The organism is Nocardioides eburneus (assembly GCF_040838215.1).
In the GTDB taxonomy this organism is placed as follows: Bacteria; Actinomycetota; Actinomycetes; order Propionibacteriales; family Nocardioidaceae; genus Nocardioides; species Nocardioides eburneus.
Window position 1 is genome coordinate 14,467 of record NZ_JBFPJR010000018.1, and the last position, 19,942, is coordinate 34,408.

Genomic DNA, 19,942 nt, shown 5'->3' on the forward strand with positions numbered 1-19,942 from the left:
CCATGACGACCCGCGCCGACGGCCGCGCCAACGACGAGCTGCGCCCGATCACCATCACCCGCAACTGGCTGGACCACGCCGCCGGCTCCGTGCTCATCGAGTTCGGGCGCACCCGCGTGCTGTGCGCCGCCTCGGCGTCCGAGGGCGTGCCGCGGTGGCGGAAGGGCTCAGGGCTGGGCTGGGTGACGGCGGAGTACGCCATGCTGCCCGCCTCGACCAATACCCGTTCCGACCGCGAGTCGGTGAAGGGGCGGATCGGTGGACGGACCCACGAGATCTCGCGTCTCGTCGGCCGCTCCCTGCGCGCCGTGATCGACTATCAGGCGTTGGGGGAGAACACCATCCAGATCGACTGCGACGTGCTGCAGGCCGACGGCGGCACCCGCACCGCCTCGATTACCGGCGCCTACGTCGCGCTCGCCGACGCGGTGGCCAAGCTCGGGGTGCCCAAGGCGCTGACGGGCTCGGTGGCGGCGGTCTCGGTCGGGATCATCGACGGCGTGCCGCGTCTCGACCTGCCCTACGAGGAGGACGTGCGCGCGGAGACCGACATGAACATCGTCATGACCGGCGACGGGAAGTTCGTCGAGGTGCAGGGCACTGCCGAGGGCGCTGCCTTCGACCGGTCGGAGCTCGACGCCCTGCTTGCGCTGGGGGAGAAGGGCTGCGCCGATCTCACCCGGCGGCAGCAGCAGGCCCTGGCGCAGGAGCTGCCCCGGTGAGGATCCACGTCGCGTCCCGCAACGCCAAGAAGCTCGAGGAGATGTTCCGCATCCTCGAGCCGCTGGTGCCGGGCGTCGAGGTGGTCGGGCTCGACCAGGTCGACCACTACGGCGAGCCCGTCGAGGACGCTGCGTCGTTCGAGGGCAACGCACTGATCAAGGCGCGCGCCGGCTTCGCGGCCACGGGGCTGCCGACCGTCGCCGACGACTCGGGCCTGTGCGTCGACGCTCTCAACGGCATGCCCGGTGTCCTCTCGGCGCGCTGGTCCGGCCCGCCCAAGGACGACGGCCGCAACAACCGGCTGCTCCTCGCCCAGCTCGACGACGTCCCCGACGAGCGCCGCGGTGCCCACTTCGCCTGCGCGATCGCCTTCGTCCACGGCGCGGGCCCGAACGGCGAGGTCGTGGTGGAGGGACGGATGGACGGTCGCGTCATCCGCGAGACGAGGGGCAGCGGAGGTTTCGGCTACGACGTGCTCTTCGTCGCCGACGACACACCCGACGGCCGCACGTCGGCGGAGCTCAGCGTCGCCGAGAAGGACGCGATCTCCCACCGCGGCCGTGCGCTGCGCGACATCGCGCCGCGCGTCGCAGCGATCCTGAAGGCCTCGTCGTGAGGCTCTTCCCTCGGGCGCGTCAGGCCGTCGAGGCGGACGCGGCGTCGCCACCGCTCGCCGAGGTCGACATCGCCGCCGTCCGCGCCGAGGCCCGCCGCGCCGCCCAGGCGGAGCCGAAGGAACAGGTCGCCGAGGTCACCGGTCTGGACGCCGACGGCGTGCCGTGTCGTCTCTACACGCCGGCGGACGTGGCGGAGGGTGTGATCGTCCACCTGCACGGCGGTGGGTTCGTCTTCAACGACATCGAGGTCCACGACGCCGCCTGCCGGCGGTTGGCCAACCGCACCCGGCTCCGGGTCCTCTCGGTCGACTACCGCCGTCCGCCGGAGCATCGCTTCCCCGCAGCGCCCGACGACGTCGACACCGTCGTCCGGTGGCTCGCGGGTCACCCACTCCTCGGGTCGCTGCCGGCGTACGTCCACGGCGACAGCGCCGGCGGCAACCTCGCCCTCGTCGCAGCGCTGCGCAACCCGGGCCGTTTCCGCGCGGTCGTGCTGGTCTACCCGTTCCTCGACCCGACCTGCGCGTCGGCGTCGTACGCCGTCGAGGGCGGCTGGAAGGCCGACGCGGAGTGGTACTGGGCGCAGTACGCCGCCGACCCGACCGACCGCACCGACCCCGACTTCGCGCCGCTGCTCGCCGACGACGCGAGGCTCGCTGCCCTGCCGCCCACGCTCGTCGTCAGCGCCGAGGGCGACATCCTCGTCGACGAGGACGAGGAGCTCGCCCACCGACTGGCCGAGCTCGGCGTCGAGGTGGTGGCCTTCCGCGCCGTCGGGCAGGTGCACGGCTTCTGGCGTCATGGCCCGGTCTTTCCTGCGGCGGAGTCGGTGATGGCGATGACCGCCGGCTTCCTGACCCAGCACGGCTGAGCCGCGTGCCCCGTCTGAGAGACTGAGGCCATGCGCGTGCACCTCGGCTGCGACCACGCAGGCCTCGACCTCAAGAGCCACCTGACCGACCGACTGACCGAGCTGGGGTACGACGTGGTCGACCACGGGCCGTTCGTCTTCGATGCGCTCGACGACTACCCGGTGTTCTGCATCCGGGCCGCCGAGGGCGTCGCCCGCGACCGTCAGCAGGGCCTGGACAGCCTCGGGGTGGTGATCGGCGGCTCTGGCAACGGCGAGCAGATGGCGGCCAACAAGGTGTTGGGCATCCGCTGCGCGCTCGTCTACTCCGACGAGACCGCGAAACTGGCCCGCGAGCACAACGACGCCCAGGTCGTCGCGGTCGGCGGCCGGATGCACCCGATCGAGGACATGACCCGCTTCGTCGAGCTGTTCCTGGCCGAGCCGTTCAGCAACGATGAGCGGCACGTGCGTCGCATCGGCCAGCTGAGCCGCTACGAGGAGACCGGCGAGCGGCCGGCGCTGCCGGACTCGGCGCAAGGACTCGGCCCGGCCGAGGACCAGGACTGACCGAGGGATGCCGGAGGGCCACACGCTCCACCGCCTCGCCGTCGACCTGACCGACGCGTTCGCCGGGCGGCAGGTGCGGGTCGGCAGCCCGCAGGGCCGCTTCGCGGAGTCGGCGGCGCTGCTCGACGGCCAGACCATGCTCGGCGCCGAGGCGTGGGGCAAGCAGCTGTTCGTGGAGTTCCCGGGGGAGCGGTTCGTCCACATCCACCTCGGGCTCTACGGCAAGCTCGCGATCAACGGGTACGCCGCGGTGCCACCCGAGCCGGTCGGGCAGGTCCGGCTGCGTGTGGTCGGCCCGACGGCGTACGCCGACCTGCGCGGCGCCACCGCCTGCGACCTGTGGACGCTGTCGCAGCGCGACGCCTGCGTGGCGAAGCTCGGGCCCGACCCGCTGCGCGACGACGCCGACCCGGGGCGGGCGTGGGCCCGGATCAGTCGCAGCCGAGCCCCGATCGGCGGTCTGCTGATGGACCAGAGCGTCGTGGCCGGCATCGGCAACGTCTATCGCGCCGAAGTGCTCTTCCGGCACCGTCTCGACCCGCTGCGGCCGGGCAGCACCCTGCGCCGGAGCCAGTGGCAGGCGATCTGGGACGACCTGGTCATGCTCATGAAGGACGGCGTCGAGAAGAACCGCATCGACACGGTCCGCCCGGAGCACACGCCCGAGGCGATGGGGCGCCCGCCGCGCAAGGACGACCACGGCGGCGAGGTCTACGTCTATCGCCGTGCCGGGCAGCCGTGCCACGTCTGCGGCACCCCGGTCCGGACCGTCGAGCTGCAGGCCCGCAACCTGTTCTGGTGCCCTGGTTGCCAGCGCGCGTATCGCCCGCGGAAGGCACCGTCGACACCGTAGAGTGGGACAACCCCCGGACCTCGAGGATCCACACTGATGTCGGCTCACTCCGCCTTCGTCGCGCGCCTGCGCCGACCGCACCAGCTGCGGCGGCGGCTGCGTGGCGTCGAGACCCGGACGCTCATCGTGCTCGCGGCGATCACGGTGCTGTTCACCGTGCTCGACGGCATGACCCAGAGCTGGATCGCGTGGTTCCCGCTCGCCTCGCTGATGGTGCCCCTCATGCTCGGCAGCCTGCTGCTGGGGCCGCGGACGCTGCCGTGGTTCGTGGTGTTCGTGATGGCCCTGCTGGTGGTCGCGACCAGTCGTCAGGAGACGATCAGCGACGTCGACGCCGCGGCGGTGGGGGTCTACTTCCTGCTCGGCCTGATCGTCCTGCTGGTCTCGTTCAGGCTGAACCGCCTGGGGGTGGCCGGCCTCCGCGGAGAGTCGATGTTCGTCGACCTCCGCGACCGCATCCTCGACCAGGGCGGCATGCCGGAGCTGCCGGCCGGCTGGCAGGCCGAGTCGACGCTCGCCTCCGCCAGCGGCACCCGCTTCGCAGGCGACTTCATCGTCGCGCTGAGTCCGGTCCCGGAGCGGCTCGAGGTGGTCGTCGTCGACGTGTCCGGCAAGGGGGAGCAGGCGGGGACCCGTGCCCTCATGCTGTCGGGCGCCCTCGGCGGTCTGCTCGGCGCGCTCCCGCCGGCGGAGTTCCTGCCGGCCGCCAACGACTACCTCCTGCGACAGGCCTGGGAGGAGGGGTTCGCCACCGCCGTGCACGTCTCGTTCGACCTGGCCTCCGGCGCCTACGAGGTGCGTACGGCGGGCCACCCGCCCGCGCTCCTTCGCCGCGCCGACGGCAGCTGGGCGATGCTGGCCGGCACCGGCCCTGTGCTCGGGCTGATCGAGGGCGTCGAGTTCGACTGCGCTGCCGACGTCCTCGGACCGGGTGACACCGTGCTGCTCTACACCGACGGCATGGTCGAGGAGGCGCGCCGCGACATCGAGCTCGGCACCCGCCGTCTCGCGGCCGAGACCGACATGCTCGTCGAGGCGGGCGAGGAACGCCTCTCCCGTCGGCTCGTGACACGGCTGGGGTCGAAGGACGACGACCGCGCCGTGGTGGTCATACGGCGGCGCTGAGCGCCCGAGACCGGCGGCCGCGTCCCGAAGTGGTGAGCCGGTTGGGGATCGGCCGTGTGACTGTGGCACCATTTCGCAGGTTGCCCGGCGTCGTACGCCGCCGAGGGCAGCGCGCGGATGTAGCTCAATGGTAGAGCCTCAGTCTTCCAAACTGATTACGCGGGTTCGATTCCCGTCATCCGCTCCAAGAGGGTCATCCCGAGGGTTGGGAGGTCCCCCTTGGCGGGGCGTAGCGTAGTGGCTAGCGCGCCTGCTTTGGGAGCAGGAGACCGCAGGTTCGAGTCCTGTCGCCCCGACTGCACCGGCAGACCCATCGTCGGACCCGCACCACCATCCATGAACAACGACAGGAGAAACCCTGTGAAGAGCGCCGTCGAGACCTTGAGCCCCACCCGGGCCAAGCTGACCGTCGAGGTGCCCTTCGAGGAGCTCAAGCCGAGCCTCGACGCGGCGTACAAGCAGATTGCCCAGCAGATCAACGTCCCGGGCTTCCGTCGGGGCAAGGTCCCGCCGCAGGTCATCGACCGGCAGGTGGGCCGTGGTGCGGTCCTCAACGAGGCGATCAACCAGGTCCTGCCGCAGAAGTACATGGAGGCCCTCCAGGAGAACTCTCTCGAGCCGCTCGCGCAGCCCGAGATCGAGGTCACCAAGCTGGACGAGGACGCCGACGAGGTGGCGCTGGAGTTCACCGCCGAGGTGGACGTGAAGCCGGAGATCGAGCTGCCCGACTACGCCGGTCTCGAGGCCCAGGTCGACGACATCGAGATCACCGACGCCGACGTCGAGGAGCAGGTCCAGGCGCTCCGCGAGCGCTTCGGCACGCTCAAGGACGTCGAGCGCCCGGCACAGGACGGCGACTTCGTCGTCATCGACCTCGTGGCGACCAAGGACGGCGAGCCGGTCGAGGGCGCCGAGGTCAGCGGCATGAGCTACCAGGTCGGCAAGGGCGGCATGCTCGAGGGTCTCGACGAGGCCATCGTCGGCCTGTCGGCCGGTGAGGAGAAGGTCTTCACCAGCCAGCTCGTGGGTGGTGACCTGATCGGCCAGGACGTCGACGTCCAGGTGAAGGTCACCCAGGTCCAGGAGCAGGAGCTCCCGGAATACGACGACGACTTCGCCCAGCTCGCGAGCGAGTTCGACACCGTCGGCGAGCTCGAGGCCGACGTCCGCGAGCGTCTTGGTCGCGGCAAGCGCCTCGAGCAGGCCGCCGCGGCCCGTGACGCGGTCCTCGAGGCGCTGCTGGAGAAGGTCGAGGTCCCGCTGCCCGACGGCATCGTCACCGAGGAGCTCGACGCGCGTCGGCAGAACATCGAGCAGCAGCTCGCGTTCGCCGGCATCACGATGGAGAAGTACCTCGAGGACGAGGAGCAGACCGTCGAGGAGTTCGAGGCCGACCTCGAGCGTCGCGTCCGTGACTCCGTCGCCGCCCAGCTGGTCCTCGACCAGATCGCGAAGAAGGAGGAGTTCGGCGTCGACCAGCAGGAGCTCTCCTCTCACCTGATGCGGCGCGCCCAGCAGTCCGGCCAGGACCCGCAGGAGTTCGTCAACCACATGTTCGAGCACAACCACGTGCCCGAGCTGGTCGCCGAGATCCTCCGCGGCAAGGCGCTCGCCCAGATCGTCGAGTCCGCCAAGGTCACCGACGCGTCCGGCAATGAGGTGGAGCTGAAGAACCTCCAGCCCGACGGCACCATCGGCGAGCCGGCCGAGGAGACCGAGGGTGACGAGGCCCCGGTCAACGCGCCGGCCGAGCTGCTCACCGACGCTGTCGAGGACGCTGAGCCCTCCGAGGACTGATCGCGCGGCCTCGCCGCTGAGTCGCCACGACGCCCCGTCCCGATCCCGGGACGGGGCGTCGTCGCCTCTTCGCCGGCGCGACGCCGTACGCTGCCGCCGTGAGTGCCTCGCCCGAGACCGTGCCCGCGGTCGTGCTCAGCGTGGAGGACCGGCCCGTCGTCGAGCCGCCGGCCCCGCCGTCCCGGATCACGGGCGTCGTCCGGATCGCGCGGGTCGCCTGGGGACTCACCCGCATCGCTCGGCGTCCCCTGGCGGCGCCGCTCGCCCTTGCCGCTGGGCCCCTGGCCCGGATCGTCGCCCACGACGGCGGCCCGGTGGCGGTGCTGCGGGCGGGAGGCCGGGACGTCGGTGTCGAGGAGGTCGCGTCCGCCGCCCTCGGCGACCGGCTGCTCGTGCTCGTGCCGCCGCCGGGGTCCGACGAGCGGGTCTGGGAGGAGGGGAGCGAGACGACGGGCGCGACGTACGCCGACCGGCTCGCCGCCCTGCTCGGCTGGGAGGCCGTCCACGTCCGGGTCGCGGCCGGGGCCGGTGAGGTCGAGTCCGCGGTCGCGCTGAGCGCACTGCTGCAGCGGGTCGTCGACGCGTGGCCGGTGCCGCCGGTGCGTCTCACCCTCCTGGCGTACGGCGCCGGCGGGCTGCTCGCCCGACACGCCCTCGGCATCACCACGACCGGCCCGCTGGTCTGGCAGTCGCTGGCCACCGAGCTCGTGGCGCTGGGCACCCCGTCGTACGCCGTGACCTCGGGACCGGTCTCCGGCGGTCTCGGCCGGCGGATCGACGAGCAGCTCGCCGGGATCGCCGTCGTCGACGAGGCGCTTGTCGCGCTGCCACCGCGAGACGACGTCGACTACGTGCTGGTCTCCGACTCCTCCCTCCAGCGGCCGAACCGGGTGGGACGCGTCATCGGCGACCTGCTGTGGTGGCGACACAAAGGCTGGGGTCGCGCACGCAAGGTGCGCGACCTCTTCCCGACCGGGGAGCGACTGACCGTGTCCACCGGGACCGCTCCGCTCGCGAACCACCCGGAGATCCACAGCGCGCTCCTGCGCTGGCTCGCCTGAGCGCGAGCGAGGCCGAGCCCGGTCGTCGCGGCTCAGCCGGGGCCGGGCGCGCCGGTGTCGAAGTTGTCGGCCCAGCTGCCCGTGGTGGAGATCAGCTTGGCGGCGCAGTCCTGCGGCGTGTTGCGGACGTGGGCGGCACACCACGCCAGGGCGGGCCTCGAGGTGCGGCCCGGCTGAGGGACGATCACGGCGTACAGGCCGCCACGCTCGTAGCTGTGGGGCCAGCGGCCGGTGTCGAGGAGCAGCGCCGAGGGGTAGCTCGCGATCAGGCGCTGGTAGTGGGCGAGGGCCTGGGCCCAGCTGGCGTCGGGGCCCGCCCCGGCGGCGAGCGCGGCCAGCTGCGGCACCCAGGAGCCGACCAGGCGGCGGGCCCGGGCCTCATCACGCCGGCTGACCTGCTGGAGCTCGTCCTGCGGCTGGGTGGCGCGCGTCGACGCCTCGCCGGCCGGCCGCGAGACGTCACCCGTCCGCGAGACGTCGCCTGGCCTGGACGCGGTCGGGCGGGCGTCCTCGCCGCGGTGACCGACGACGTACCCGATGCCGGCGGCGACGAGGAGCAGGACGACGACCACGGCGAGCGCCAGGCCGCCGCGACGGCGACCGGGGGCCGCGGAGACGGCCGCGCCGGTCGCCACCGGCGCGGCGGCGGGGGAGTCCGGTGCCGGGTCGGGCGAGTGGAGCTCGTCGGCGAAGAGCGGCCGGTGGACCACGGCGGGGTCGAGGGCCACTCCACAGCCGGTGCAGAAGGCGTCTCCGGGCCACGCCTCGTGGCCACAGGCCGCGCAGCGCTGACCACGCTGCTGGTGGGTCGTCCGCCCGGTGCTCATGCTCACCCCCTCGTCGCGTGCTCCGTCGTCGGTTCGACGCTACGCCAGCGGCAGCCCCGGACGGCGGACCCGGCCGCTGGCGTGTGGCACCGCGAAATCCGCTGTCGGCGAACAGGGCGGGACAGGTCGTGGAACTGTCCGGCCTGACGGCTAAGGTCGGCGACGTGAACCTGAACTCCAGCGCCCCTCACGGCACCGCGTCCGGTCCGGAGCACGCTCCGTCCCTGGGCGGTGGCGCCGGCCTCAACCTGCTCGACGACAACATCTACAACCGGCTGCTGCGGGAGCGCATCGTCTTCCTCGGCTCGGAGGTCCGCGATCAGAACGCCAACGCGATCTGCGCGCAGCTGCTGCTGCTGTCGGCCGAGGACCCGGAGGCGGACATCTTCCTCCACATCAACAGCCCGGGTGGCTCGGTGGACGCGGGGATGGCGATCTACGACACGATGAACTACATCCCCAACGACGTCGCGACCGTGGGCATGGGCCTGGCCGCCTCGATGGGGCAGTTCCTGCTGTGCGCCGGCGCCCAGGGCAAGCGCTATGCGCTGCCCCACGCGCGGATCATGATGCACCAGCCGTCCTCGGGCATGGGCGGCTCGGCCTCCGACATCAAGATCCAGGCCCAGCAGTCGCTCCACATCAAGAAGGTGCTGCTCGAGCTCATCTCGGAGCACACCGGCCAGACGGTCGAGCAGGTCACGGCGGATGCCGACCGCGACCGCTGGTTCACCGCCGACGAGGCCCTGGAGTACGGCCTGGTCGACAAGGTCATCAAGAGCGCCCGTGAGGCCGCCGACGCCGGTCGTCCGGCTCACCAGAAGGACTGAGAGGTTTACCGGGAATGAACTACTACATCCCGCAGTGGGAGGAGCGGACGTCGTACGGCGTCCGTCGGATCGACCCTTACGCGAAGCTCTTCGAGGACCGGATCATCTACCTCGGCACCCCGATCAGCGACGACGTCGCCAACGCGGTCATCGCGCAGCTGCTCTGCCTGCAGTCGATGAACCCGGACCAGGACATCAGCATCTACATCAACAGTCCGGGCGGCTCCTTCACGGCGCTGACGGCGATCTACGACACGATCCAGTTCATCAAGCCGGACGTGCAGACCGTCTGCATCGGGCAGGCCGCCTCGGCCGCTGCGGTGCTCCTCACCGCCGGTGCGGCCGGGAAGCGGATGGCGCTGCCCAACAGTCGGATCCTGATCCACCAGCCCTACACCGAGGGCACGTTCGGCCAGACCTCCGACATCGAGATCCAGGCCAACGAGATCCTTCGCATGCGCGAGTTGCTGGAGAAGATGATCGCCGACCACAGCGGGAAGAGCATGGAGGAGGTCAGCCGCGACATCGAGCGCGACAAGATCCTCACCGCTGAGCAGGCCGTCGAGTACGGCCTGATCGACTCCGTCCTCGCCTCGCTCAAGACCCCCGCGCTGGTCTGAGCCGTTCGACCGGCCCGTGCCGTTCCCACCACCGGGGGCCGGCACGGGGTACGGTCGGGGGGCTGCTGGCCCCGGACCCTGCCCCGACGGGGCGCAGCACGATCGACATCTAGTTGGAGGATGACCGCCCATGGCACGCATCGGTGACGGTGGCGACCTGCTGAAGTGTTCCTTCTGCGGGAAGAGTCAGAAGCAGGTCAAGAAGCTCATCGCCGGGCCGGGCGTCTACATCTGTGACGAGTGCATCGATCTCTGCAACGAGATCATCGAGGAGGAGCTGAGCGAGGGCACCGAGGTCAGCCTCGACGAGCTGCCCAAGCCGAAGGAGATCTTCGAGTTCCTCAACTCCTACGTCGTCGGCCAGGAGCAGGCGAAGAAGTCGCTCGCGGTCGCGGTCTACAACCACTACAAGCGGGTCCAGGCCGGTCTCCAGCCGCTCAGCGGCAAGCACAGCAAGGAGGAGAGCGTCGAGGTCGCCAAGTCCAACATCCTGGTCATCGGGCCGACCGGGTGCGGCAAGACCTACCTCGCACAGACCCTCGCCCGCATGCTCAACGTCCCGTTCGCGATCGCCGATGCGACGGCGCTGACCGAGGCCGGCTACGTCGGCGAGGACGTCGAGAACATCCTCCTCAAGCTGATCCAGGCGGCCGACTACGACGTCAAGAAGGCCGAGACGGGGATCATCTACATCGACGAGATCGACAAGGTCGCCCGCAAGGCGGAGAACCCGTCGATCACCCGCGACGTCTCCGGCGAGGGCGTCCAGCAGGCGCTGCTGAAGATCATCGAGGGGACGACCGCGTCGGTCCCGCCGCAGGGCGGCCGCAAGCACCCCCACCAGGAGTTCATCCAGATCGACACGACGAACATCCTGTTCATCGTGGGTGGCGCATTCGCAGGCTTGGAGCACATCATCGAGCAGCGCGTCGGCAAGAAGACGCTCGGCTTCACCGCCGAGGTCCACGGCGCGGCCGAGAAGGAGGCCGAGGACCTCCTGAAGCTGGTCCGGCCCGAGGACCTCACCAAGTTCGGCCTGATCCCCGAGTTCATCGGTCGCCTGCCGCTGATCGCCAGCGTCAGCAAGCTCGACCAGGCGGCGCTGGTGCAGATCCTCACCGAGCCCCGCAACGCGCTCATCAAGCAGTACCAGAAGCTCTTCGAGCTCGACAGCGTCGAGCTCGAGTTCACCGACGACGCGGTCGAGGCCATCGCCGACAAGGCGCTCGAGCGCGGGACGGGCGCGCGAGGCCTGCGCGCCATCATCGAGGAGGTCCTCCTCCATGTGATGTACGACGTGCCGTCCCGCGGCGACGTCGCCAAGGTGGTCGTCTCCCGCGAGGTCGTCGAAGGCACGGACGCGCCGACCCTCGTGCCGCGCGAGTCCGAGGCCAAGAAGAAGAAGTCGGCCTGAGAGGTCCCGCCCCGGGTGTGGCCGCGCCGGGGCGCATAGTCACTTCGGGCCATTTTCCTCTAGCGGCCTCGCCGGGGTCGGTCCCCGTCAGCGAGACTGGGGTCATTCCGATCAACCTGATCCCGGGCAGGGGGCGAAGCGAGTGAGGCCTGTGCAGAAGGCGCCGTTGGCGGCGTACGTCGCCGTCGTGGCCCTCGGCCTCTTCGTCATCGTCCAGATCGCCGGCCAGCAGGGACTCCCGTTCCGCGGCGTGCTCGGCTCGATCGCCTCCGTCGTCCCGGGCAGCCACCTCGACGGCGTCGTGCGGGCCGGCGCCCCGGCGGTTCCGTCGGCCGCGCCGAGCCGCGCGGTGCCGGCCTCCTCGTCGCCGTCCGGCGCAACGGCTGCCTCACCCTCCCGGCCCGGTCGTGCCGCTGCCGGCCCGGCGGCGGGAGCACGCGGTGGCCAGGTCGCTCACCACGCGACCGCGGGTCCCACGCACGGCCAGCCCGGTGCTGCGACGCACGGCGGTGGCTCGACCGGGACCACGAGCCCCTCGACATCGCACTCCTCGACATCGCACTCCTCGTCGGGCGCCACCTCGTCGCCGACCTCGGGCGTCTCATTGCCGTCGTACTCCGGCTGGGGAACGACGTCGGGCAACGCACAGGGCAGCGCACAGGGCAACGCGAACGGCCACGAGGATGCGGGCGTCCTCGGCCCCCAGGGAAGCACTCAGGGCCGCGAGAGCCGGACGACGCACTCCGCGGTGGCGCAGGCCGTGTCGACGTATGCGCCCGTGACCTACTCCGCGGTGACGTACGCCGCGACGACCTACTCCGCCGTCACCACCTATGCGGCGACGACCTTGTCCGCGACGGTCACGACGATGTCCACCACGACACCCACAGGCACGGTCGCTCCGCGGTCCGCGTCCGTGGCGACGCGTCAGTCAGCGCCGTGGCAGGCCCCGCACTGGTACGGTCCGGCGGCGCCGGGCGCGAAGGCCTCCCACGGGGTCGCGGTGCGACGTACGTCCCCGGCCGTCCACCGCACGGCGCGGCACACCACCTCGGCGAAGCAGAGCCACCACACCCGGGCGCACGCCCCGCGGCGTCCGTCCCACACCACGCGTCACGCCGCCTTGGCGACGAAGCATGTGACGTACGCCGGCTGGGGCTCGGTCCGCCACGGCTCCGGCGGCACGTACGCCGCCGCACACCGTCCGTCGTCGTCCGCCACGCACGTCGGTCAGACGAAGGCGAAGCACCAATCGTCACGCGGCTCGCGCCAGCACGGCTCCGGTCAGCACGGCTCCGGCCATCACGGCTCGCGCGGGCACGGCCACCGTCGCTGAGGGCACTCCGCGGACAGCCCGACACGACGCAGCGCGAGACGACGAGAGGCTCCGACCGATCGGTCGGAGCCTCTCGTCATGACCGGCCGGGCCGGCTCGGCATCACTCCTCGACGGCCGCAAGCTCCGCGTCGACGCGAAGTTCGGTCGCGTCGGCGTCGACGGTGAAGACTAGGTCGCCGACGATGTTGCCGGTGCGCCGCAGGTCCTCGGCGGCCGACTCGGCGTCACGGACGAGCTTCTCCGGGCCGATGAGCTCAGCGCGCGCGAGCGGAGCGCGCATCTTCACCTTGGCGTTGGACTTCGCGCCCCGGATCCCTGAGAGCGCCGCGGCGACGGCGTCGAGCGCCGTCGGGTCCGCAGCGGCGGCCGAGCCGAGGTCGAGCTCGCACGGCCACGCGGCGTGGTGGATCGAGCCCTCCTGCCACCACGACCAGACCTCCTCGGTGACGTAGGGAAGGAACGGCGCGAGGAGCCGGAGCTGGGTGTGGAGCGCGATGGCCAGGGTGGCCTTCGCCGAGGCGCTCGAGGAGTCGACCGTGCCGTCCTCGGCGGGCGGCATGTAGGCGCGCTCCTTGACCAGCTCGAGGTAGTCGTCGCAGAACTCCCAGAAGAACTTCTCCGTCGTCTCCAGCGCGGTCGTGTAGTCGTAAGCCTCGAACGCCTCGGTGGCCTTGGTGATGACGTCCTTGAGACGGGCCAGGAGGGCGCAGTCGACCGGCTGGGCGACCTCGAAGGCGTTGAGCTGAGTGGCGCCGACGTTGCCGAGGACGAACTTCGACGCGTTGAGGACCTTCATCGCCAGGCGACGGCCGACCTTCATCTGGGTCTCGTCGAACGGCGAGTCCAGCCCGGGCCGGGCCATGGCGGCGCGCCAGCGGACCGCGTCGGCGCCGAACTTGTCGAGGATCTCGGTCGGGACGACGACGTTGCCCTTCGACTTCGACATCTTCTTGCGGTCCGGGTCGAGGATGAAGCCGGAGATCATGGCGTGGTGCCACGGCACGGTGCCGTTCTCGAGCTTCGCCCGGACCACCCGGGAGAAGAGCCAGGTGCGGATGATGTCGTGGGCGTTGGTGCACAGGTCCATCGGGAAGACCCGGGCGAAGAGGTCGTCGTCCGTGCTCCAGCCGCCGGCGATGTGGGGCGTGAGCGACGAGGTCGCCCACGTGTCCATCACGTCGGGGTCGCCGATGAAGCCGCCCGGCTTGCCGCGCTGGTCCTCGGTGAAGCCCTCCGGGGCGTCGGTCGACGGGTCGATCGGCAGCTGGGCCTCGGTCGGGAGCAGCGGCTCGGCGTAGTCGGGCTCGCCCTGCGCGTCGAGGCGGTACCAGACCGGGAACGGGATCCCGAAGAACCGCTGGCGCGAGATCAGCCAGTCACCGTTGAGCCCACCGACCCAGTTGTCGTAGCGGTGCTTCATGTGGCCGGGGACCCAGGTGATGCTGTCGCCCGCGGCGATGAGCTCGTCGCGGAGGCCGGCATCGCGGCCACCGTTGGTGACGTACCACTGCCGGGTGGCGACGATCTCGAGCGGCTTGTCGCCCTTCTCGTAGAAGTTGGCCATCCGCTGGGTGGGCTTCGGCTCGCCATCAAGATCGCCGTGGGAGCGCAGCATGGCGACCATGGCCTCACGGGCCGAGTGGGCGGTCTTCCCCTTCAGATCCTCGTACGCCGCGGCCGCTGCCTCGCCCGAGAGCCACTCCGGCGTCTCGCGGCTGAACCGCCCGTCGCGGCCGATGAGCGTGCGGACAGGCAGCTGGAGCTCGCGCCACCAGGTGACGTCGGTGAGGTCGCCGAAGGTGCAGCACATCGCGATCCCGGCACCCTTGTCCATCTCGGCGGCCGGGTGGGCCAGGACGGGGATCTCGACCCCGAAGACCGGGCTCGTGACCGTGGTGCCGAACAGCGGCTGGTAGCGCTCGTCGTCGGGATGGGCGATGAGGGCGACCGCGCTGGCGATCAGCTCCGGGCGGGTGGTCTCGACGTAGACCTTCTGGCCGTCGGGCCGGTGGTAGGCGACCCGGTGGTAGGCGCCGGGATACTCCCGCGCCTCGAGCTCGGCCTGCGCGACCGCGGTCTGGAAGGTGACGTCCCAGAGCGTGGGCGCCTCCTGCAGGTAGGCCTCGCCGCGGGCGAGGTTGCGCAGGAAGGCGCGCTGGCCGACGGCCTGGGCCTTGGGCCCGATGGTCGTGTAGTGCTGCTTCCAGTCGACGGAGAGGCCCAGGCGACGCCAGAGCTGCTCGAAGACCTGCTCGTCCTGCTCGACGAGCTGCTCGCACAGGGCGACGAAGTTCGGCCGGCTGATCGGGATCTGCTTCTTGGGGTCGGGCTTGGCCGGGGGAGTGAAGTCCGGGTCGTAGGGCAGGCTGGGGTCGCAGCGGACGCCGAAGTAGTTCTGGACGCGGCGCTCCGTCGGGAGCCCGTTGTCGTCCCAGCCCATGGGGTAGAAGACGGACTTGCCGCGCATCCGCCAGAAGCGGGCGATCAGGTCGGTGTGGGTGTAGGAGAAGACGTGGCCGACGTGGAGGCTCCCCGAGACGGTCGGGGGCGGGGTGTCGATCGCGTAGACGTTCTCGCGCGGCTGGGTACGGTCGAAGGCGTAGGTGTCGTCCGCCTTCCACCGCTCCGCCCAGGTCGACTCGAGCCCCTCGAGCGCCGGCTTCTCCGGTACGACGACGGAGCGCTGCGGGGCTGGCGTCGTCTCCGGGGCGGGGGTGGGCTGGGTCTCGGTCATAGGAGAAATCCTAGGGGCGAGCGTTCACGCGCGCGAAACCGGTTGATCCCGCGGACTCCACGTGGCGTGTGCTGGCAGGCGGCAGCGATGGGGAGCGGGGAGGGCCGCCCGCCTAGACTCGACCCTGCGATGACCGAGACTCCTGCGCCGAACCCCACCCCTCGCCTGGCCGCGACGATCGACGAGGTGGAGGACGCCCTCCTCTCCCGCTGGCCCGAGACCAGGCTCGAGCCCTCGCTCGACCGGATCCGGGCCTTCACCGAGCTGTTGGGTGACCCGCAGCGGGCCTACCGCGTCGTCCACCTGACGGGGACGAACGGCAAGACCTCCACGTCGCGGATGATCGACACGCTGCTGCGTGCGCTCGAGCTCCGCACCGGCCGCTTCACCAGCCCCCATGTGGAGAAGATCAACGAGCGCATCTCGGTCGACGGCGAGCCGCTGACCGACGAGGAGTTCGTCGCTGCGTTCAACGACGTCGCGCCCTACACCCACCTCGTCGACGAGGACCAGCCGTTCCCGCTCTCGTTCTTCGAGACCGTCGTCGGCATGGCCTACGCGAAGTTCGCCGAGGCGCCCGTGGACGTGGCTGTCATCGAGGTCGGCATGGGTGGCGCCTGGGACGCCACCAACGTCGCGGACGGCGACGTCGCGGTCGTCACGCCGATCGGCGTGGACCACGCGAAGTACCTCGGCGCGACGCCCGCCGCCATCGCCCGGGAGAAGGCCGGCATCATCAAGCCGGGCGCCGTCGCGGTCGTCGCGGAGCAGCTGCCCGAGGTCGACGTGGTGCTCGTCGAGCGCGCGGCCGAGGTCGGCGCCAGGATCGTCCGCGAGGGCGATGACTTCGCCGTGGTCAGCCGTACGCCGGCCGTCGGCGGGCAGGTCGTCACCCTGCGCGGCCTGCGGGCGACGTACGACGAGGTCTTCCTCCCGCTCTACGGCGCTCACCAGGCGCAGAACGCCGCCGTCGCGCTGGTCGCCGTGGAGTCGCTCCTCGGCGACCGGCCGCTCGACGACGAGCTCGTCCGCGACGCGTTCGCGCAGGTCACCTCGCCCGGCCGGCTCGAGATCATTCGCAGCTCGCCCACGATCCTCCTCGACGCCGCCCACAACCCGCACGGCGCGGAGGCGACGGCGGCGGCCCTGGAGGACTCCTTCGCGTTCTCCTCGGTGGTCGGCGTCATCGGGGTGATGGAGGACAAGGACGTCGACGGCGTTCTGGCGGCCTTCGAGCCCCACCTCGAGCACCTCATCGTCACGCAGAACTCCACCGACCGGGCGATGTCCGCCGCCGACCTCGGCCGGCTCGCGGTCGAGATCTACGGTGAGGACCGCGTCACCGTCGTGCCGCGTCTCGCCGACGCCGTCGACGCGGCCGCCGCGCTCGCCGAGTCCGGCGACCTGGGCGGCTCGATCAGCGGGGGAGCGGTGCTGGTCACCGGCTCGGTCGTCACGGTCGGCGAGGCCCGCAGGCTGCTGCGCCGGAAGGAGCGCTGAGGTGGCGTCGGAGCGGGAGAGGTCGCCGCGGCGGGGCATGTGCGCCGCGGTCCTCGGGCTCGAGGCGATCGTCCTCGGGTTGACGACACCGGTGATGATCTCGATCGCGGACGTCGCGACCTCGACCGCCCTGTGGATCGGTCTCGGCCTGTGCGTGGTCTGCTTCGCGCTGTCGGGGATGCTGCGCAAGCCGTGGGCCTACTACCTCGGCTGGCTGGTCCAGCTCGCGGCGATCGTGCTGGGGTTCGTCATCCCGCTCATGTTCGTCCTCGGCGGCATCTTCGCGCTGCTCTGGGGGATGGCCGACGGCCTCGGCCGCAAGATCGAGCGGGAGCGCGCGGCTGCGTTCGCGGCGTACGACCGGCTCTCCCAGCAGCCCTGACCGCGAGGTGACACTCAGCGTGCGCCCCGGCGCACGGTGGATGTCACAAGGCGCTGGTGAGAGCGGCCAGCGCGCGGTCGAGCTCGTCGTCGGTCACGCCGCCGAAGCCGACGACGAGCCCGGTGAGCCCGCTGCTGCGGGCGTAGGAGCTGAGCAGGTTGATCTCGAAGCCGGCGGCCCGGGCGGCGTCGCGGGCCCGGACGGCGTCGGCCTCGGGGAGCAGCCACGTGGAGTACATCCCGGCCAGTGGCCCCGCGAGCGTGGCGTACGGCGCCAGTGCGGCGGCCACGCGTGGCGCACGCTCCGCGTAGACCCGCCGGGCGACGCGCACGACCTTGTCGACCCACCCGTCGCGCAGCAGCGTCAGCAGCGCCCGCTGGGAGGGCCAGGCCGCACCGCTGTGGGTGACGGTCCGGCGGGCGACGACCGCGTCGTGCAGCCGTGGCGGAGCGACCAGCCAGCCGAGCCGCAGCGTCGGGACGACCGACTTGGCGGCCGTCCCGACGTAGGCGACGGTGTCGCGGTCGAGCGTCGCCAGTGCCGGCACCGGGGCGACGTCGTAGCGGAACTCGGAGTCGTAGTCGTCCTCGACCACCACCGTGTCGGACCTCCGGGCGGCCGTGAGCAGCGCGAGACGGTCGGCGGCCGGCATGACCCGACCCAGCGGGTGCTGGTGGGCGGGCGTGACATAGACCGCGACGACGCCGGCGACGTGGGCGTCCAGGTCCTCCACCGGCATCACGGCGGGCAGGTCCACGACCTCGCGTCCGACGGTGAGGACCGTCTCGACCGCAGCGCGGTAGCCCGGGTCCTCGATCGCGACGGGCCCCGGCGGCAGCTCGGGCAGGAGCTGGCGCAGGGCGTCGGTCGTGCCGGCGGTCACCACGATCTCCTCGGGGTCGACGTCGAGGCCCCGCGTGCGGGCCAGTCGGTCCGCCAGGGCGATCCGGAGCTCGAGGAGCCCGCGCGGGTCGTCGTACCCCCGCGGCGGTGTCGCCGCCGAGACCTCGCGCCAGGCGCGGCGCCAGCCGGCGTCCTGCCGCGGGTCGACCCACGGCGTGCCGGTGTCGAGCCGGATCCGGCCGGGCGTCGTCGACCGACGGCGGGGCCGGGTGGCGGGAGCGGCGGCGGCGGACGGGGCTGCGACGAAGGTCCCGGCGCCGCGTCGGGCGACCAGCCACCCCTCGGCGAGCAGCTGGTCGTAGGCCTGCTCCGTCACGGCGCGCGAGACGCCGAGGTCGGCGGCCAGGGCACGGCTGGAGGGGAGCCGGTCGCCACGCGCGAGTGTGCCCGCCAGCACGAGCGCGCGCACCTGGGCGGCGAGCTGAGCCGGCAGCGGGTCCGCGTTCGTCCGATCGAGATGCACAGGCAGCATGAGTGTCCTGTCGGAATGAGCGAGAATTGGCCCGTGTCGACAGGCCACTTGTCGTCCACGATAGTCCCATGGACACGGACCTCGCCCCGCTCTCGCCCACGTCCCGCACCACGGTGAACCGTGGCCGCAACCGCGTCGTCGCCGACCGGACGCGCCTGCACGCGTTCCTCGAGGACGCGATGCTCGCGCACCTCGGCGTCATCGTCGGCGAGGGCGAGGCGAACCACCCGGTCGTGCTGCCGACGGCGTACGGCGTCGACCTCGACGGCCCCGACGCGGGCGGGTCGCTCTACCTGCACGGCTCCGTGGCCGCCGGCTGGCTGGGCCGCGCGCTCGACCGTGACGTGTGCGTGACGATCACCGAGCTCGACGGGCTGGTGGCCGCGCGCAGCGCCTTCCACCACTCGATGAACTACCGCAGCGCCGTCGTGATCGGGCGCCCCCGACGGGTCGACGACCATGACGAGCGGCTCCACGCGCTCGCGGCCGTCGTCGACCACATGATCCCTGGCCGCTGGGCGACGCTGCGGCCGAGCACGCGCAAGGAGCTCGCCGCGACCGCGGTCCTGGCGGTTCCGCTCGCCGAGGCCTCGATGAAGGAGCGGGCCGGCGGGCCGGTGGACGACCCCGACGACATCGCCGCCGGGGCCTGGGCCGGCCACATCCCGCTGCGCCGGGTCGCCGGCGCCCCGGTCGCGGACGCCGACGCCCGCGGCGGGGTCCCGGCGGACGTCCGTGACAGGGTGGCGGCACTCGCGGCCACCGGCGTCTGAGCCGCGGGCGTCGGCCGTCGGGCCCGGCGTGATCGGGAACTCACCGGGCCGTTAATGTTCCGCCCATGACGCAGCGCACCTTCGTGATCATCAAGCCCGACGCCGTACGCCGGGGTCTCGTGGGGGAGGTCCTCTCCCGCTACGAGGCGAAGGGGCTCACGCTCGTTGCGCTGGAGCAGCGCACGATCGACGGTGCGATGGCCGACCAGCACTACGCCGAGCACGTCGAGCGCGACTTCTACCCTCCGCTGCGCACGTTCATCACCAGTGGCCCGCTCGTGGCGCTGGTCCTCGAGGGAGACGAATCGATCGAGGTCGTCCGGGCGCTCAACGGCGCGACCGACGGCCGCAAGGCCGCACCCGGCACGATCCGCGGCGACCTCTCGCTCTCCAACCGCGAGAACCTCGTCCACGGCTCGGACTCGCCCGAGTCGGCCGCGCGCGAGATCGCGCTCTGGTTCCCCGAGCTCTGAGGTCCGGCGGGCTGTGCCCGCCACAGATGCGAAGGCCCCGGACATCCGTCCGGGGCCTTCGTACGTCGTGGGCGCGGTCA

19 protein-coding genes and 2 tRNA genes are annotated in these 19,942 nt (G+C 71.7%); 18 read left to right on the forward strand and 3 right to left on the reverse strand.

Annotated elements, in window-relative coordinates; translation table 11 throughout:
* The first annotated feature begins 2 nt into the window (after window positions 1–2).
* From rph to AB3X52_RS11565, 10 genes are all read left to right on the forward strand, one after another.
* Entirely contained in the window at window positions 3–722 is a 720-nt protein-coding gene (gene rph / locus AB3X52_RS11520; protein WP_367994219.1) for a ribonuclease PH, read from the forward strand.
* Window positions 719–1,339: a non-canonical purine NTP pyrophosphatase gene (locus tag AB3X52_RS11525; RefSeq protein ID WP_367994220.1), complete on the forward strand. Its 621-nt coding sequence runs from the start codon at window positions 719–721 to the stop codon at window positions 1,337–1,339. Before rph ends, AB3X52_RS11525 begins: the two co-directional genes overlap by 4 nt.
* Window positions 1,336–2,211, forward strand: a complete 876-nt coding sequence (locus tag AB3X52_RS11530; RefSeq protein WP_367994221.1) for an alpha/beta hydrolase — start codon at window positions 1,336–1,338, stop codon at window positions 2,209–2,211. The genes AB3X52_RS11525 and AB3X52_RS11530 overlap by 4 nt, the downstream gene beginning before the upstream one ends.
* 30 nt (window positions 2,212–2,241) lie before the next feature.
* Entirely contained in the window at window positions 2,242–2,760 is a 519-nt protein-coding gene (locus AB3X52_RS11535; RefSeq protein ID WP_367994222.1) for a ribose-5-phosphate isomerase, read from the forward strand.
* A gap of 7 nt (window positions 2,761–2,767) precedes the next feature.
* The gene (locus AB3X52_RS11540; protein ID WP_367994223.1) at window positions 2,768–3,613 is read left to right on the forward strand and encodes an Fpg/Nei family DNA glycosylase; all 846 of its coding nucleotides are present in this window, start codon (window positions 2,768–2,770) and stop codon (window positions 3,611–3,613) included.
* Window positions 3,614–3,649: 36 nt separating this feature from the next.
* The gene (locus tag AB3X52_RS11545; protein ID WP_367994224.1) at window positions 3,650–4,738 is read left to right on the forward strand and encodes a PP2C family protein-serine/threonine phosphatase; all 1,089 of its coding nucleotides are present in this window, start codon (window positions 3,650–3,652) and stop codon (window positions 4,736–4,738) included.
* A gap of 113 nt (window positions 4,739–4,851) precedes the next feature.
* A tRNA-Gly gene (locus tag AB3X52_RS11550) sits at window positions 4,852–4,925 on the forward strand.
* 36 nt (window positions 4,926–4,961) lie between these two features.
* Window positions 4,962–5,034 (forward strand) — tRNA-Pro (locus tag AB3X52_RS11555).
* 64 nt (window positions 5,035–5,098) lie between these two features.
* The gene (tig, locus tag AB3X52_RS11560) at window positions 5,099–6,535 is read left to right on the forward strand and encodes a trigger factor (protein ID WP_367994225.1); all 1,437 of its coding nucleotides are present in this window, start codon (window positions 5,099–5,101) and stop codon (window positions 6,533–6,535) included.
* 98 nt (window positions 6,536–6,633) lie between these two features.
* The gene (locus tag AB3X52_RS11565) at window positions 6,634–7,596 is read left to right on the forward strand and encodes a lipase family protein (RefSeq protein WP_367994226.1); all 963 of its coding nucleotides are present in this window, start codon (window positions 6,634–6,636) and stop codon (window positions 7,594–7,596) included.
* 32 nt (window positions 7,597–7,628) lie between these two features.
* Here the strand turns inward: AB3X52_RS11565 and AB3X52_RS11570 are convergent, their stop codons facing one another.
* Complete coding sequence (locus AB3X52_RS11570; protein ID WP_367994227.1) at window positions 7,629–8,423, reverse strand: hypothetical protein; 795 nt, start codon at window positions 8,421–8,423, stop codon at window positions 7,629–7,631.
* A gap of 164 nt (window positions 8,424–8,587) precedes the next feature.
* On the opposite strand from AB3X52_RS11570, the gene AB3X52_RS11575 reads away from it, so the two are divergent.
* From AB3X52_RS11575 to AB3X52_RS11590, 4 genes are all read left to right on the forward strand, one after another.
* Window positions 8,588–9,253 carry an ATP-dependent Clp protease proteolytic subunit gene (locus tag AB3X52_RS11575; protein WP_437440550.1) on the forward strand — a complete coding sequence of 222 codons (666 nt, stop codon included), beginning with the start codon at window positions 8,588–8,590 and terminating at the stop codon, window positions 9,251–9,253.
* Between the two features lie 14 nt (window positions 9,254–9,267).
* A complete protein-coding gene (locus tag AB3X52_RS11580; protein WP_367994228.1) occupies window positions 9,268–9,873 on the forward strand; it encodes an ATP-dependent Clp protease proteolytic subunit in 606 nt (201 codons plus the stop codon).
* Between the two features lie 130 nt (window positions 9,874–10,003).
* Complete coding sequence (gene clpX / locus AB3X52_RS11585) at window positions 10,004–11,287, forward strand: ATP-dependent Clp protease ATP-binding subunit ClpX (RefSeq protein WP_367994229.1); 1,284 nt, start codon at window positions 10,004–10,006, stop codon at window positions 11,285–11,287.
* A 142-nt stretch (window positions 11,288–11,429) separates the two neighbouring features.
* Window positions 11,430–12,623 carry a hypothetical protein gene (locus AB3X52_RS11590; protein WP_367994230.1) on the forward strand — a complete coding sequence of 398 codons (1,194 nt, stop codon included), beginning with the start codon at window positions 11,430–11,432 and terminating at the stop codon, window positions 12,621–12,623.
* 102 nt (window positions 12,624–12,725) lie between these two features.
* Here the strand turns inward: AB3X52_RS11590 and valS are convergent, their stop codons facing one another.
* Window positions 12,726–15,359: a valine--tRNA ligase gene (gene valS / locus AB3X52_RS11595; protein ID WP_367994231.1), complete on the reverse strand. Its 2,634-nt coding sequence runs from the start codon at window positions 15,357–15,359 to the stop codon at window positions 12,726–12,728.
* 129 nt (window positions 15,360–15,488) lie between these two features.
* On the opposite strand from valS, the gene AB3X52_RS11600 reads away from it, so the two are divergent.
* Window positions 15,489–16,859, forward strand: a complete 1,371-nt coding sequence (locus AB3X52_RS11600) for a bifunctional folylpolyglutamate synthase/dihydrofolate synthase (RefSeq protein ID WP_367994232.1) — start codon at window positions 15,489–15,491, stop codon at window positions 16,857–16,859.
* A 1-nt stretch (window position 16,860) separates the two neighbouring features.
* Window positions 16,861–17,241: a DUF4233 domain-containing protein gene (locus AB3X52_RS11605; RefSeq protein ID WP_367994233.1), complete on the forward strand. Its 381-nt coding sequence runs from the start codon at window positions 16,861–16,863 to the stop codon at window positions 17,239–17,241.
* A gap of 43 nt (window positions 17,242–17,284) precedes the next feature.
* Here AB3X52_RS11605 and pdxR read toward each other — a convergent pair whose 3' ends face one another.
* Window positions 17,285–18,616: a MocR-like pyridoxine biosynthesis transcription factor PdxR gene (pdxR, locus tag AB3X52_RS11610; protein ID WP_367994234.1), complete on the reverse strand. Its 1,332-nt coding sequence runs from the start codon at window positions 18,614–18,616 to the stop codon at window positions 17,285–17,287.
* 68 nt (window positions 18,617–18,684) lie between these two features.
* Between pdxR and AB3X52_RS11615 the strand changes: the two genes are divergently transcribed.
* Window positions 18,685–19,389, forward strand: a complete 705-nt coding sequence (locus tag AB3X52_RS11615) for a pyridoxamine 5'-phosphate oxidase family protein (RefSeq protein WP_367994235.1) — start codon at window positions 18,685–18,687, stop codon at window positions 19,387–19,389.
* 65 nt (window positions 19,390–19,454) lie between these two features.
* The gene (ndk, locus tag AB3X52_RS11620; RefSeq protein WP_367994236.1) at window positions 19,455–19,862 is read left to right on the forward strand and encodes a nucleoside-diphosphate kinase; all 408 of its coding nucleotides are present in this window, start codon (window positions 19,455–19,457) and stop codon (window positions 19,860–19,862) included.
* Window positions 19,863–19,942: the final 80 nt, after the last annotated feature.

Bases quoted from the DNA above. Each gene is read 5' to 3' on its own strand.
- AB3X52_RS11580 (WP_367994228.1), top strand. From the start codon at position 9,268: ATGAACTACTACATCCCGCAGTGGGAGGAGCGGACGTCGTACGGCGTC.
- AB3X52_RS11540 (WP_367994223.1), top strand. From the start codon at position 2,768: ATGCCGGAGGGCCACACGCTCCACCGCCTCGCCGTCGACCTGACCGAC.
- AB3X52_RS11535 (WP_367994222.1), top strand. From the start codon at position 2,242: ATGCGCGTGCACCTCGGCTGCGACCACGCAGGCCTCGACCTCAAGAGC.
- clpX (WP_367994229.1), top strand. From the start codon at position 10,004: ATGGCACGCATCGGTGACGGTGGCGACCTGCTGAAGTGTTCCTTCTGC.
- rph (WP_367994219.1), top strand. From the start codon at position 3: ATGACGACCCGCGCCGACGGCCGCGCCAACGACGAGCTGCGCCCGATC.
- AB3X52_RS11615 (WP_367994235.1), top strand. From the start codon at position 18,685: ATGGACACGGACCTCGCCCCGCTCTCGCCCACGTCCCGCACCACGGTG.
- AB3X52_RS11545 (WP_367994224.1), top strand. From the start codon at position 3,650: ATGTCGGCTCACTCCGCCTTCGTCGCGCGCCTGCGCCGACCGCACCAG.
- valS (WP_367994231.1), bottom strand. From the start codon at position 15,359: ATGACCGAGACCCAGCCCACCCCCGCCCCGGAGACGACGCCAGCCCCG.
- AB3X52_RS11570 (WP_367994227.1), bottom strand. From the start codon at position 8,423: ATGAGCACCGGGCGGACGACCCACCAGCAGCGTGGTCAGCGCTGCGCG.
- pdxR (WP_367994234.1), bottom strand. From the start codon at position 18,616: ATGCTGCCTGTGCATCTCGATCGGACGAACGCGGACCCGCTGCCGGCT.
- AB3X52_RS11600 (WP_367994232.1), top strand. From the start codon at position 15,489: ATGACCGAGACTCCTGCGCCGAACCCCACCCCTCGCCTGGCCGCGACG.
- ndk (WP_367994236.1), top strand. From the start codon at position 19,455: ATGACGCAGCGCACCTTCGTGATCATCAAGCCCGACGCCGTACGCCGG.